The sequence below is a fragment of the Photobacterium aquae genome (assembly GCF_001029445.1).
GTDB lineage: Bacteria > Pseudomonadota > Gammaproteobacteria > Enterobacterales > Vibrionaceae > Photobacterium > Photobacterium aquae.
This window is the reverse complement of record NZ_LDOT01000006.1, coordinates 71,979-86,427: the sequence shown is the minus strand read 5'-3', so window position 1 is coordinate 86,427 and position 14,449 is coordinate 71,979. Positions and strand designations below refer to the sequence as shown.

At 49.6% G+C, this 14,449-nt stretch carries 14 protein-coding genes and 1 riboswitch; all 14 genes read left to right on the top strand.

Features of this window, described 5'->3' with window-relative positions:
- Position 1: 1 nt before the first annotated feature.
- Positions 2 to 691: a MotA/TolQ/ExbB proton channel family protein gene (locus ABT56_RS05895; RefSeq protein WP_047877942.1), complete on the top strand. Its 690-nt coding sequence runs from the start codon at positions 2 to 4 to the stop codon at positions 689 to 691.
- Positions 688 to 1,110 carry an ExbD/TolR family protein gene (locus tag ABT56_RS05890; RefSeq protein WP_047877941.1) on the top strand — a complete coding sequence of 141 codons (423 nt, stop codon included), beginning with the start codon at positions 688 to 690 and terminating at the stop codon, positions 1,108 to 1,110. The genes ABT56_RS05895 and ABT56_RS05890 overlap by 4 nt, the downstream gene beginning before the upstream one ends.
- Complete coding sequence (locus ABT56_RS05885; protein WP_047877940.1) at positions 1,107 to 1,943, top strand: heme/hemin ABC transporter substrate-binding protein; 837 nt, start codon at positions 1,107 to 1,109, stop codon at positions 1,941 to 1,943. Before ABT56_RS05890 ends, ABT56_RS05885 begins: the two co-directional genes overlap by 4 nt.
- 33 nt (positions 1,944 to 1,976) lie before the next feature.
- Positions 1,977 to 3,014, top strand: coding sequence for a FecCD family ABC transporter permease (locus ABT56_RS05880; RefSeq protein ID WP_047877939.1), 1,038 nt, complete (start codon positions 1,977 to 1,979; stop codon positions 3,012 to 3,014).
- Positions 3,011 to 3,802, top strand: coding sequence for a heme ABC transporter ATP-binding protein (locus ABT56_RS05875; protein WP_047877938.1), 792 nt, complete (start codon positions 3,011 to 3,013; stop codon positions 3,800 to 3,802). Before ABT56_RS05880 ends, ABT56_RS05875 begins: the two co-directional genes overlap by 4 nt.
- 325 nt (positions 3,803 to 4,127) lie before the next feature.
- A complete protein-coding gene (gene purR, locus ABT56_RS05870; RefSeq protein WP_047877937.1) occupies positions 4,128 to 5,132 on the top strand; it encodes an HTH-type transcriptional repressor PurR in 1,005 nt (334 codons plus the stop codon).
- A 204-nt stretch (positions 5,133 to 5,336) separates the two neighbouring features.
- Positions 5,337 to 5,442, top strand: a riboswitch (cyclic di-GMP riboswitch).
- Positions 5,443 to 5,567: 125 nt separating this feature from the next.
- On the top strand, positions 5,568 to 6,158 hold the full coding sequence (locus ABT56_RS05865; protein ID WP_047877936.1) for a TfoX/Sxy family DNA transformation protein: 591 nt from the start codon (positions 5,568 to 5,570) through the stop codon (positions 6,156 to 6,158).
- 527 nt (positions 6,159 to 6,685) lie between these two features.
- Positions 6,686 to 7,078 carry a hypothetical protein gene (locus ABT56_RS05860; protein ID WP_053062383.1) on the top strand — a complete coding sequence of 131 codons (393 nt, stop codon included), beginning with the start codon at positions 6,686 to 6,688 and terminating at the stop codon, positions 7,076 to 7,078.
- Positions 7,079 to 7,221: 143 nt separating this feature from the next.
- A complete protein-coding gene (locus ABT56_RS05855; protein WP_047877935.1) occupies positions 7,222 to 7,818 on the top strand; it encodes a carboxymuconolactone decarboxylase family protein in 597 nt (198 codons plus the stop codon).
- Positions 7,819 to 7,832: 14 nt separating this feature from the next.
- Positions 7,833 to 10,106, top strand: a complete 2,274-nt coding sequence (gene lpdA / locus ABT56_RS05850; RefSeq protein WP_084722168.1) for a dihydrolipoyl dehydrogenase — start codon at positions 7,833 to 7,835, stop codon at positions 10,104 to 10,106.
- 9 nt (positions 10,107 to 10,115) lie between these two features.
- Positions 10,116 to 11,306: an ABC transporter substrate-binding protein gene (locus tag ABT56_RS05845; RefSeq protein ID WP_047877934.1), complete on the top strand. Its 1,191-nt coding sequence runs from the start codon at positions 10,116 to 10,118 to the stop codon at positions 11,304 to 11,306.
- Positions 11,279 to 13,051 (top strand): ABC transporter permease, encoded by a 1,773-nt coding sequence (locus tag ABT56_RS05840; protein WP_205626050.1) that lies wholly within the window; start codon positions 11,279 to 11,281, stop codon positions 13,049 to 13,051. Before ABT56_RS05845 ends, ABT56_RS05840 begins: the two co-directional genes overlap by 28 nt.
- The gene (locus ABT56_RS05835) at positions 13,048 to 13,707 is read left to right on the top strand and encodes an ATP-binding cassette domain-containing protein (protein WP_047877932.1); all 660 of its coding nucleotides are present in this window, start codon (positions 13,048 to 13,050) and stop codon (positions 13,705 to 13,707) included. The genes ABT56_RS05840 and ABT56_RS05835 overlap by 4 nt, the downstream gene beginning before the upstream one ends.
- Positions 13,701 to 14,312 (top strand): CDP-alcohol phosphatidyltransferase family protein, encoded by a 612-nt coding sequence (locus ABT56_RS05830; protein WP_047877931.1) that lies wholly within the window; start codon positions 13,701 to 13,703, stop codon positions 14,310 to 14,312. Before ABT56_RS05835 ends, ABT56_RS05830 begins: the two co-directional genes overlap by 7 nt.
- Positions 14,313 to 14,449: the final 137 nt, after the last annotated feature.

Below are 14,449 nucleotides of genomic sequence, written 5' to 3'. Positions count from 1 at the left end.
CATGGAAACCCTAACCAATTTAGAGAACCAGCTCGGCCTTATGACCTGGCCACTTCTGGCATGTTCAGCTCTGACCGTGATGATCCTTCTTGAACGCTTGATACAGGTATTGCTCTGTACCGGAGTTGGCCGCAGCAAAATCAACGCCCTGCTCGCCGCGCAAAACCGCAATGACGAGTCAACACTCGACAACCTCGTCAACCAACTTCAAGGTCAGCGCCCACTGCTCTACAAGGGGGTGGCAATGCTCATCGCCCATCGCCACTTCGCCAAGACGTTACGCGAAGATGCGGCGGGTATTTGGCTTCAACAAAAACGAAGCCAGCTTCGTTCTGGGCTAAAGCTATTGGCGCTTATTGGCGTGATCAGTCCCTTGCTTGGTTTGCTCGGCACCGTTCTGGGTCTTATCGATATGTTCAAAGGCATCGCTATGAGCAGCGGTTCGGTAACCCCCAATGACCTTGCTGACGGACTCGGTCTTGCCATGCGTACAACGGCCGCAGGCCTGCTGATTGCCTTACCGGCGATCACCGGGGCGCAGCTCTTGGGGCTGTGGGCAGATAAGATAACTGGCAAATTGGAGCATAGCCTCAATCACTGCAATTTATGGCTTGAAGGACTATCGCTAGAGCCGTCTTGCAAATCAGCAGCATCCCCCCTCACATCAGAGACTGTCGAGGCGTCACGATGATTAAGACACACCAGAGCGTCATCATTGATGATGAGCTCAAACCTGACTTGACCCCCCTTCTCGATATTATTTTTATCGTGATGGTTTTCTTGCTGCTAACAGCAAGCGTCAAGTTGCAATCTCTAGAAGTCGATTTGCCGCAGACAGAAACCGAAATATTGCAATCAACCCAATCGGATCCAATCACAATCAACATCACCGCCAATGCCCCTTATTGGGCGCTGCAAGGCAAGCCTATTGATGACTGGTCATCGTTCAAGGAACAACTACTGACAGAAGCACGAGCCAACCCGGACAAACCCATTGTCATTGGGGCCGATAAAACAGGATCAGTAGAAAATATGCTGAAATTGCTGGCATTTCTTCAACAGAACCAGATCAAAGCTACCCAACTTTTAATGGAAAAGGACAAATCATGAAGCGTTTCGCACTCGCAGCCACCCTTCTTGTCGTATCACAGTCAAGCCTGGCTTCAGAGCGTATTATCAGTGCCGGCGCTGCTATTACCGAGCTCATCTATGCCATGCAGGCGCAAAACCAACTTGTTGCGGTCGATATCACCAGCAAAGGCCTCATCGATGACAACATTGCTGTACTGGGCTACCACCGCCAACTATCTGCCGAGAATTTAATTGCCCTTGAGCCCACTCTTTTGCTCGGCTCCAACGAAATGGGTCCGTCATCAACACTCGATTTGATCAAACAAGCTGGCATCGACGTCGATGTCGTCAATGCTGGAGAAACCGTCGATGACCTAATGACACGCATCGACCAAGTTGGTGCCGTGACGGGCAAAAACAACGAAGCCTTGGCACTCAAGAGCAAAGTCTCAAAAACAGTCGCGGCCATAGAGAAAAACCTGTCAGGCCAGCATCAACCGAAAAAGGTACTGTTCTTGATGATCCATGATGGTCGCCCCGCTAACGTAGCCGGCAGAAACACCACAGCAGACACCGTTATTACATTGGCTGGAGCAATAAACCCGGCTGCTGATTCGGTCAGCGCCTACAAACCTATCTCGATGGAAGCGATTGTTGAAATGCAGCCGGACATTATTTTGCTTAGTTCGCGCACCATGCACAGCCTCGGTTCAGTAGATGAGTTGATTAAAAAAATGCCTCTGCTTGCGGCTACCCCTGCGGGCCAAAACAAGGCGCTGGCAACCATTGATGGTACCGCTTTAATTGGCGGTCTTGGTCTCAAGAGCCTTAGCGAAGCTGAACGTCTTAACCGCGTTTTTTACCCTAACTAATTATCACCTTGGCATAGGCCAGCAGTACTTACTATGCATTTAAAACGACTATCGACCGGCATTCTCTTTCCTTCCGGCCTTTGTTTACTCGCGCTTGCCATCATCACCTCAATGGTGGTCGGCCCGATGGCGATATCCTTTTCCGATAGCGTCAAGGCTCTCGCCCCGTGGGATACCAACCTGCCCGCGCACATTGACATTGTTATTCATCAAATCCGCTTGCCAAGGACCCTCTTGGGAATAGCTATTGGCGCGATTTTGGCGTTATGCGGCGCCGTGATGCAGGGGCTTTTTCGTAATCCGCTGGCTGACCCTGGCATAATCGGGGTTTCGGGGGGAGCCAGCCTTGGTGCCGCAATTGCCATCGTCGTTTTTGCTCCCCTTGTCGCCTCATACCCTCTGCTGCTTACACTGGGAACGGTTCCTGTTTTCGCCTTCATAGGCGGCGCGGTAAGCACCTATCTCGTCTATCAATTAGGCACAGATAAAAATGGAACATCCGTTACTGTCATGCTACTTGCAGGTGTGGCCATCGGTGCGCTTTCAGGTGCCGCACTGGGGTTGATGAACTACTTTGCCGATGATCAGGCTCTGCGCGATCTCTCTTTATGGAGTATGGGCTCGCTGGCCGGTGCAACATGGCCGGGGATCGGCCTGGCTTTTGCCACTCTTACCACACTTCTGACGTTATTTTACCGCGATGCGAATGGCATCAACGCCCTATTGCTAGGTGAAGCAGAAGCCAAACACCTCGGCATTAATGTGCAACAGCTAAAACGTCGCTTGATTCTTCTGTGTGCGGCAGGTGTCGGTATTGCCGTCTCTCTGACAGGGGTTATTGGCTTTGTCGGCCTTATCGTCCCCCATATTGGGCGAATACTGGCTGGCCCCAACCATAAAACGCTGCTCCCACTATCAGCGCTCATCGGGGCATTAATCCTGCTGGTTGCCGATATGCTTGCACGTATAGCTGCCGCTCCCGCAGAGCTACCCGTCGGCATCATCACCGCTATTCTGGGGGCTCCGTTCTTTATTATCTTGCTAACTCAACAAAAAGGGAGAATGTCATGACGACCCCATCGCCCCATCTCCCAATTGCGATAGATGCCCGTAACTTAAACCTATCACTTGGCGGGAAAACGCTGCTGGAGAACTTTTCCATTCAGCTACGAAGCGGTGAGCTAACCGCCCTGCTCGGGCCTAACGGTGCGGGGAAAAGCTCCTTGCTAAAAGTGCTTTGCGGGGAAATAGAGGCAGACGGCAAAACGTACTACTTCGATCATCTACGTGAGCAATGGTCACCCAAAACACTGGCTAGGCATCTTGGCGTATTGCCACAACACAGCGGCCTGACTTTTGCCTTTTCCGCACAGGAGGTCGTCCAGCTCGGCGGTATGCCACTTGATCTGCCCAATACAAAATGCCAGGCCGTTGCAGAAGCATCCATGACACGGGTCGATGTCAACCACCTTGCCCACCGACTTTACCCTAGCCTTTCAGGCGGGGAAAAACAGCGCGTGCATTTTGCTCGGGTATTAACCCAGCTCAGCGAAGCTGGCAATCAATGTATACTGATGCTTGACGAACCGACATCGGCGCTTGATCTTGCCCACCAGCACAATACTTTGCAGGTAGCCAAAGACATGGCCAAATCTGGCGCTGCCGTTGTTGTGGTCATTCATGACCTAAATTTGGCCTCACAGTATGCCGATCGATTGGTGATTATGAACCACGGTCGTATCCAAGCAGATGGAAACGCTGATCAAGTCCTAACCAGTAGCAATATTGAACGTGTCTATGGTTGGCGGGTATCGGTCATGCCCCATCCTGTTTATGGCTATCCCATTGTAATATCATAAGCCTCACGGATAGAAATGATGACCGCCATCAAGATTTTTTCATTTCTTCGATAAGAATTATTGCACTCTTATCCACACTCGGTAAAATGTGAACGCAAGCGATTACACGGTGCAAACTAACAGTGCGTTGCTTGTTACGCTATTCTATACGTCGATCAGAACGACGAGCTATGCCGCCCTTTGTGATGCGGCTTTAGCTGTTTCTACTCGCTGTACTCAATAGAATAGTGAACTGTAATTACAGCAGATGTGGATAAGTTCACTACTCTTTTGGGTAAAGCTTTCAGTTAGGTCCTCTGACCTCTATCTTATTAGAAGAATAACTATGGCAACGATTAAAGATGTTGCGCGTTTGGCTGGTGTTTCAACAACCACCGTCTCTCACGTAATCAACAAAACTCGCTTCGTCGCAGAAGCAACACAGAAAAAAGTCTTGGAAGCCGTTGACGAGCTTAACTATGCACCGAGTGCCGTTGCGCGAAGCTTGAAGTGCAACACAACTCGCACTATCGGTATGCTGGTAACCAAGTCAACCAACCCATTCTTCGCTGAAGTTGTCCACGGCGTTGAAGAGTACTGCTATGGTCAGGGTTACACACTTATCCTTTGTAATACCGAAGGAAACCTCGACAAGCAGCGCGACTATCTGCGAATGCTGGCTGAAAAACGCGTAGATGGCCTGTTGGTCATGTGTTCTGATCTGGACGAAAAACTGCTTGCACTGTTAGAGCGCCAAAAAGATCTACCAATGGTTATCATGGACTGGGGTCCAGAGAGCCCACATACAGATAAGATCCAAGACAATGCAGAACTTGGTGGCTATGTAGCGACTAAATACTTCATTGAGCATGGTCACAAGAAAATTGGTTGCCTGACAGGCCACAGCGAAAAGGCTGCTTGCCGCGATCGCCTTAAAGGTTTCCGCAAGGCAATGAACGAAGCGAATTTGCCTGTCAACGAAGATTGGATTCTGGAAGGCGACTTCGAGTGTGAATCTGCCGTTGTCGCAGCAAATGCCTTAATCGCAATGGAAGAACGTCCAACTGCTATCTTCTGTTTCAACGACATCATGGCGATGGGTCTGATCAGTACCTTCCAACAAGCAGGAATCCGTATACCGGATGATATCTCTATCATTGGTTACGACAATATCGATCTAGCACCTTACTTTTCACCACCATTGACCACAATCCACCAGCCAAAGCGTCGATTGGGCAAAAGTGCTGTTGAGATTTTGATGCATCGCGTAAAAGACAAAGAACATGCACACCAAGTGTTCGAGATGACTCCTGAACTGGTTGAGCGAAAATCAGTGAAGAAACTCAACTAATTACACGTCACACAATCTGATGACAATACAAGAAGCTGGCCTACCATAGGCCGGCTTTTTTTACAATTTTGACCGATACTTATCGAACGAAAATCAAAAATGCGTTGCCTTTATCAGCCATCTGAATGAAAATATGTGACAAGAGTCACAAAACCAAAATTGGGAGCAAGTTCAAATTTATCAACTAATGATATTCTTACCAGGTCACGAACAAGGCAAACCTATCGAAAGGTAGGGACGCAAAGCTTCCGGCCTAAGAGCTGAATATATACCTATTTTTTATTCAACTTAAGGTAGCGGGGTTGCCGATGGATATAGCAATCATCATTTCAGAAAATATTCGTTATTGTCTGACATAACCTGTTGTGTATCTTTGCTATTCTTTCTCCACGCTCTGTTGTTTGGTGACTTCTAACTTATTTACAGAGAAGACACATGGACAAACCAGTACTTAAAGACTCATTACGACTATTCCAATGTTTTGGTAATATCAAATCACGTTCTATGTTTGGTGGTTATGGTATTTTTTCCGGCGAAACGATGTTCGCGCTAGTCGTAAATAATAAACTTCACCTGCGTGCTAATGCTTCTAATGAAACTGGATTCAAAGACGCAGGCTTAGAACCATATATTTATAAAAAGCGTGGCTTTCCTGTTGTTACCAAGCACTATGCCATTCCTGAAGAATGGTGGCAGCAACCAGAAAAAATTCTAGAGCATGCAAAACAATCACTTGAGGCAGCTCAAGTTGATAAAGTCACCAAGACAACCACAGGCCCTGAGCGCATCAAAGATCTACCAAACCTGCGCCTAGCCAACGAGCGTATGCTGAAGAAAGCAGGCATCGCTACCATTGAAGAGCTAAAAAATGCTGGCTCAATCAATGCGTTTAAAGCCCTACAAGCCACACACAGCGGCAGCCTAGCCATCGATATGCTATGGCAACTAGAAGGCGCAATCAGCGGCAGACACTGGACAGTTATTCCACCAGAACGCCGTCAACAACTTTTGAATGACCTAAACTAATTTAGGTATTAATAAACAGAATTTAGAAAGAGACCTTCGGGTCTCTTTTTTTATTTATTCCCATTAATAAAACCATTAAGCCCGTTAATAATAATTAAGATTTATTTATATTCCATTAATTATAAATTCCCTTAATGAATTAACCCTGCCATTTATTTATAATCCAGTAATAATTAGGCTGGTCGCTGACCTATATATTAAATATATGCACTCATGCGCAATAAGACACCGTAATAAAAGCCCTAACACAGGTTCACTAAACTCAGTGGCATAAAAATATAAACAACAGCGTGAGAACGAGGACATTAGACAAAGTCTCAAGAGAAGCAGAACACACCAACCGCCACACCTCGCCTTTTTGCCAGCATGACAAGTAAATCAGAACAAGATCAACATTGATATGACAAATTTTTGTCAGACTCCGTCAAATATTGAATCTCCTCACAAAGCTACTCGCTGATCTTGCTCCATACTTTCTTTCGTTCAGGCCAAGGTTAGAATGAACACAACTGAATCGTGGAGGTAGTATGAGTTATTCCAAACCATTCCCGGGACAAAATGAACGTGTGTTCAAGGATACGTTTGGTAAATGGCCACGCCTAATGCGCTGGCTGGTCCTGATCAGTCTTTTCCCCCCAATGCTAACCCTCTTCCTCGTACAGCAGGATTACACGTCGATCACAGCTCTTAGAGATACGGTTACCTGGACCCTGCTCAGTAACAGTTCCCTTCTACTGTGGGGCATCTTGCTGCGCATACGAGCGAGGAAGTACTGGTATCGAAACTACCATATCGGTAAAACCATGCTGTTGGCTTTCGTGCCCATCGCTGTTTGCGGCTATTTGCTGATTGCAGAGGCCGTGCCAAAACATATGGTTACCAATAACCAACCCAGAACTGTACAAATAAGCATCAACTAAAAGAATTTAAAGCACTTTTTTCAATTAAACTGAAATAATCCGCCTCTTGGTAAGGTCTAGTCTCACAAATGCACCAGCATATCGGTGATAATGACAGGCTTGCAGTTTTTTCTTGCAAACCATAGACATTCAGAGAGGTTAATGTGCGCATCCCATCCAAACGTCGTTATTCTATTTTTGTCCGGCCCCTACTGTGGCTTCAGAAGCGACACTACGGCAATGTACTCAATCCCGCCAAGTTGTGGGGGCGTCGCCCAACCTTATTCTGGCTAGTCGCAGGTTTTTTCGGCTTTCTTGACCGCTCATCATCCCCCCTCGCACCAGTGATCCGTTCGCTGATCTGTGTCCGCGTCTCGCAACTCAACGATTGCGCCTTCTGTGTTGACGCCAATGGCATGAAGCTGGCTGAACGCTGTGATTCAGTCGAAAAAATCAAAGCACTGGCTAATTGGCAGCACAGCAACCTATTCAATGCAGAAGAAATTGCCGTGTTGCACTACGTAGAAGCGATGACGATCACAGGCCAGAAAGTTACTGACGATATGCTATCGACCCTCAGCCAATGGTATGACGAAGATGCTATCGTTGAACTGACCGCCTTGGTTGCTTTTCAGAACCTATCGGCCAAGTTCAATACCGCCCTTGATGTACCTGAGCAGGGGTTTTGCAGTTTACCGATTCAGCCTCAGCAGCAAGATAGCGACACAACCAACAAGACAGACACTCCGCAGGGCCAATAACGGGAGCACTCAATATGGACAGAAAAAAACTGCTAATAACCGGAATCGTTGTCGCACTAATCGGATTATGGATTGGGTTTGATTTAGGGGCCTATTTCACTCTGGAAAATGCCAAGGCACAGCAGATCGCCCTGCAAGATACGATTACCAGTAACCCCATCACCGCGAGTCTGGTGTATTTTGCCGTATACGTCGCTGTCACAGCCCTATCCTTGCCCGGCGCAGCGATTATGACACTCCTTGGTGCCGCCTTATTTGGATTCTGGTGGAGCCTGCTACTGGTGTCTTTCGCCAGTACCATCGGCGCAACCCTTGCTTTTCTGTTCAGCCGTTTCATCCTACGTGACTGGGTTCAGGCTAAATTCGGGCAACGACTGTCCGCAATCAACAACGGCGTCAAGAAAGATGGTGCTTTTTATCTCTTCACCCTGCGCCTGATACCCATTTTCCCGTTTTTCCTTGTCAATCTTCTGATGGGGTTAACGCCTATCAGCACCCGTATTTTCTTTGTGGTCAGCCAAGTTGGCATGCTGGCCGGTACGGCTGTCTATATCAACGCAGGAACCCAGCTCGGTCAGATTGAATCTCTGAGCGGAATCATCTCTGCGCCGGTATTAATCTCACTGGCATTACTGGGCCTGTTCCCATTATTGGCCAAGGCAGGAATGGGGATCGCCAACAAACGCCGCCTTTACGCCCAATGGGAAAAGCCAAGCCACTTTGACCAGAACATGGTGGTGATCGGCGCGGGAGCCGGTGGCTTGGTGAGTGCCTACATTGCCGCTGCGGTCAAAGCCAAAGTCACCCTGATTGAACGCCACAAAATGGGAGGAGACTGCCTCAACACGGGCTGCGTCCCATCAAAAGCCATTATCCGAGCAGCCCATACGATGGCTGAAATCACCCGAGCCAAGGAGTTCGGTATCCATACTGGTAAAGCCAGCGTTGATTTTAAGCAGGTAATGGGGCGAATCCATCAGGTTATCGCCAAAATCGAGCCTCATGACAGTATCGAGCGCTACACAAACTTGGGCGTCAATTGTATCCAAGGCGAGGCAACAATCCTCTCACCGTGGGAAATTGAAGTGAATGGCGAGCGAATCACCACCCGCAATATCGTCATTGCAACGGGGGCCCGCCCTCTCGTGCCGGCAATCCCCGGTCTGGACAAAGTCCATTACCTGACATCCGATACGATCTGGCAACTCGACCAACAGCCCAAGCGCCTGCTGGTACTAGGTGGTGGACCCATTGGCTGTGAGCTGGCGCAAAGCTTCCAGCGCCTAGGCAGCGAAGTTACATTGGTCGAAATGGCAGAACAGCTCCTCATCCGTGAAGATAGCGATGCAGCCACGCTTGTTCAACAGAGCCTCGTTGCCGACGGCGTATCTGTGAAAATCGGGCACAAGGCTGTTCGCTTTGAGCCTTCTGACGGCTCTTCAGTGAATTCGGCTCGCGCTGTTCTCGAAACGGCCGATGGTACCCAGTCTGTTATCGAGTTTGATGCCGTTATGTTGGCCCTTGGCCGTGTTGCCAATGTTCAGGGGTTCGGCCTTGAGGATCTGGGCATTACCACAACCAAGCGAGGTACGGTGGAAGTCAATGACTATCTTCAAACCTGCTATCCCAATATTTATGCCGTCGGTGATGTTGCAGGTCCGTTCCAGCTGACCCATGCTGCCGCCCATCAGGCATGGTATGCCGCCGTCAATGGCCTGTTTGGCCAATTCAAGAAATTCAAGGCTGACTATTCCGTCTTGCCTGCCGCGACCTACACATCGCCGGAAGTTGCAAGGGTGGGCCTCAATGAGAAAGAAGCCAAGCAACAAGGCATTGATTTTGATATTGTTACCTACGGTATTGATGATCTCGACCGGGCAATTACCGATGGTGAGGACCATGGGTTTATCAAAGTCATCACCGCCAAAGGCAAGGATAAAATTCTTGGGGCGACCATAGTCGGCCATAACGCCGGAGAACTACTAGCCGAATTCACCTTGGCAATGCGTCATGGCTTAGGGCTCAACAAAATCCTCGGTACCGTACACCCCTATCCAACGATGAGCGAAGCGGCCAAATACACCGCTGGCGTTTGGAAAAAGGACAATGCACCGCAGGGACTATTGGCATGGGTAGAAAAATATCATCGCTGGATGCGCGGCCCATCACATCCCCAACAAGAACCGAAACCCGGTGACAGCACGGAAGCAACTGAAACCAACATTGTCGAACCACCAGCAATGCAACGTACTGTTCAAAAAGCCGAACCGACTGTTACCGAAAAATAGGGAGCGACAATGAAAAAACACCTGTTAGGATTAGCGATGATGATGGCTGCCGGTATATCGGCAGCCAACGCCAAACCCGAGGCAACCAATGACATTCCCCTTGATTGGCCTGGCGTTCTTCAACAAGCCGAGGGACAAACCGTCTATTTCAATGCGTGGGGCGGCAGCCAGGAAATCAATGACTATTTGCGTTGGGCTGGCCGCCAACTGCAGGCTCAGTATGGCGTCACCCTCAAGCATGTCAAAGTTGCCGATATCGCCGAAACGACACAGCGCTTGCTTGCGGAAAAGAGCGCCGGAAAGAATAGTGGCGGCAGTGTCGATCTCGTGTGGATCAACGGTGAAAACTTCCGCTCCATGAAGCAGGGTAAACTATTGTTTGGGCCATTTACCCAGCGCCTCCCTAACTGGCAGTATGTCGATACCCGGTTACCCATCGACAAAGACTTTACGGAATCGACCGATGGACTTGAAGCGCCGTGGGGGGTTGGTCAGCTAGTGTTCATTCATGATACCCAAACACTGCGCAATCCACCTACGAGCTTTGCCCAGCTGCTAGATGTCGCCAAATCGCATCCGGGAAAAATCAGTTACCCGCAGCCACCAGAGTTTCATGGCAGCAGCTTTCTGAAAGCTGCCCTCATCGAACTGGCCGCCAATCCGGATACCCTGTACCACGCCATTGATATAAAATCCGAAAAGGAACGGTTTGAACAAACAACTGCTCCACTTTGGCAGTATCTTGACGCCCTGCACCCTGTAGCTTGGCAGAAAGGGGGCAAGTTCCCGTCTGGAACTAGCGAAACCGTTCAGCTTCTGGACGACCAACAACTATTGCTGGCCATCACCTTCAATCCCAATGCCGCTAGCGCTGCAATTGAAAATGGTAACCTGACCGAATCTGCCCACACCTATGCCTTTGAGCAAGGGGCACTGTCCAATATCCATTTTCTCGCTATTCCTTGGAACGCTCAGGCCAAGGCCGGCGCTCTGGTTGCCATTAACTTTTTGATGAGCCCTGAGGCTCAAGTACGAAAAGCTGATGCCGCGATCTGGGGAGATCCTTCAGTGCTCAAGAAAGAAGTTTTAGCGAAAAATGGCGGTGCCGAATTCACGCTGTATAAATCCATACCGGAACCCCATCCTAGCTGGCTTACCGCCATAGAGCTTGAATGGCAAAAACGTTACGGCAACCAATAATCAAAGATAGGGAGGTATACCTCCCTATCCGAACGACCCTAATGATCCGATTCTTATTTTTTACCACATTATTGATCTGCTTTTCCCCCTTGGTGCCGGGTCTGCTGGGAATTATCCTCCCCGCCTTTTCATGGCTCCCGGCATTGGGATATAACCAGTTTTCGCCCTCTGCTTTTGAACTGCTGATTCATTGGCCGAACTTGGCTGAATCCATTGGGTTAACTTTGTTTACCGGCTTGGGCAGCACCTTGCTGGCCATCATGTTTAGCTATTGGATCCTCGCCACTTATTGGGAAACAGCGCGCTGGAACCGTGTAGAAAAACTCCTCTCACCAATGCTGGCAATGCCGCATGTGGCCTTTGCTATCGGGTTTGCCCTGTTAATGTCTCCAACAGGCTGGTTCTATCGAGTTGGAGATCTATTCGGCGTGAACAGCACGGATTCAACCGGTTTAATTCAAGATCCTCATGGATTAGGATTGCTGCTGGCGTTGGCGATCAAAGAAACGCCATTCTTGCTCATTATGAGCGTTTCGGTTTTGCAGCAACTTAATATCCAGCGTCTGCTCGCTGTCTCATCGGCATTGGGATACACCCGCTCCCAATGCTGGTACAAAGTGGTTCTGCCACAATGGCTGCCGAAAATGCGCCTGTCGATTTTTGCGATCGCCGCGTATGGCTTATCCGTCGTGGATGTTGCCATGATTCTGGGACCAACAAGACCAACAACACTGTCACTGGTCGTTTGGCAATGGTTTAACGAGCCTGATTTGACTCTGGTACCACGGGCGGCAGCCGGTGCGATCCTAATGCTGGCCGTAACAGCTCTTGGACTCGGTACACTTGGGCTGATGGAGTGGCTTGGGCTCAGGCGTTGTCGTAACTGGCAAACCTCAGGCCCCAAGCCCCACACAACCCGCCAGCTACGTCTAACAACATGGCGCGGGATCTACCTGCCTTTCGCACTGATCCCAGCACTGGTACTCCCTATTCTTGTACTATGGTCATTCGCACAGAGGTGGCGTTTCCCGGATTTGCTCCCTAGCCGATACAGCGGGCGCTTTTGGCATCAAGAGCTCGATACTATTACTGAGTTACTGGCGACAAGCCTTGGTATCGCCATCCTCTCCTGCCTTGCCGCCTTGATCATGGCCATTGCATGTTTGGAATACCGTCAGCGCTATTTGCGAGGGTTGCCGACATGGCTCATCGGCCTACCCCTGATTATTCCGCAGCTATCGCTGCTATTTGGGATTCAGATACTGACTTACCTTGTACCGGGACAGCACTATCTTATCTGGGTCGTCTGGGGCCACCTGCTATTTGTGTTCCCCTATGTCTATCTCGCATTGGATGGAGCATGGCGTAGTTACGATATCAGGCTCGATCAGTGCAGCAGGAGCCTTGGCCTGAACGGCTGGCAAACGTGGTGGAAGGTAAAACGTCCTCTGGTACAGCCCGCGATATTTTTCGCCGTCGCCGTCGGGCTCAGCGTCAGCCTTGCCCAATATCTGCCAACGCAGCTCCTTGGTGCCGGTAGGATCAGCACACTGACTACCGAAGCTATCGCCCTGAGCAGCGGGCAGGATCGCAGGGTGATGGCGATCTATGGTTTGCTGCAGGGACTCCTGCCACTGCTGTTCTTTGCGGGTGTCATTATGCTTAACCACTATCGCCGCCATGATCGCTCTAACCGAATGCAATCTAAGGCAATCAAGCCTCAACAGGAGTACAAACACGGATGACTCTGTCTGTGACCAATCTCACCGTCTTTAACAAGCAAGAGACGCTTATCGCTCCCGTCAGTTTTACGGTCAATCCCGGAGAGATCGTCACCCTGATGGGGCCTAGCGGATGCGGGAAATCAACCCTTCTCAGTGCTATTGCAGGCCATCTTGCCGCGACATTTACCTTGCAAGGTGATGTACAAATGGATAATTCTAGCGTGCTTAACCTGCCGCCTGACCGAAGGCATATTGGGTTATTATTCCAAGATGACCTGCTCTTTCCCCACCTTGATGTACTGGAAAACCTCATGTTTGGGCTCCCGCGTCGTTATGGCAAATCCGAACGTGTTGCTATCGCCCAACAAACATTAGAGCAGATAAATCTGGCAATGCTTGCCCATCATATGCCCAACGAGATATCAGGAGGGCAGCGGGCAAGAATTAGCTTGATGCGCATGCTATTATCCGAGCCCAGAGCTGTTTTGCTTGATGAACCATTCAGCAAACTGGACAAAGAACTTCGACATGAATTCCGCAGCTGGGTCTTTGATCAAATCAAGCAGCGCCAGATCCCCGCGATCATGGTGACCCATGACCATGATGATATTCCAGCAGACGGAATCGTAATGCATTGGCCTTGGACCAACACCTCTCAGGAAAATCACTTATGCTAGACCGCTACGCCATCGCTCTGATCCGTAAACCGTTAACCCTCATCTCAGCGATACCCGACAAACTAGGGGTCAGCGCTAACCAAGTAACAGTCTTCGGTTTTCTAATCGGGTTATGTGCCCTGCCCGCTCTGATTTTCGAGCATTACTTACTCGCACTGGGCTTTATTGTCGCTAACCGTATTTTCGATGGACTGGATGGGGCTATTGCCCGGCGGCAGGGGATCACAGATTGCGGTGGCTTTCTCGACATCACCCTCGATTTTCTCTTTTATTCCCTGGTGCCGTTTGGGTTCGTCCTCGCCAACCCTGACAGCAATGCAGTGGCTGGCGCTTTTCTGATCTTTTCGTTTATCGGTACAGGATCCAGTTTCCTGAGTTTTGCCATCATGGCCGGCAAGCGCAATATCGAAAGCCCTGTCTATAAGCAAAAATCGCTCTATTACATCGGCGGCCTGACCGAAGGCACTGAAACCATTGTCTGTTTTGTGTTGTTCTGCTTACTGCCTCAACACTTCGCCGTCATTGCCTGGTGCTTTGGATCGCTATGCTGGATCACCACCGCAACACGCATTTGGGCCGGTTACACTACCCTCAAAGAAGCCTGAACCAACCCTTTTCAGGCCAAACAACAACGCTCGATCGATAGTGGCAAGGCATAATGACCTTGCCACTCTCATCTCTCCCTTCCCTTCACGCTCATTTCCCCATAGAATTGCCAGCCCATTTCGCATTGGTAAATACA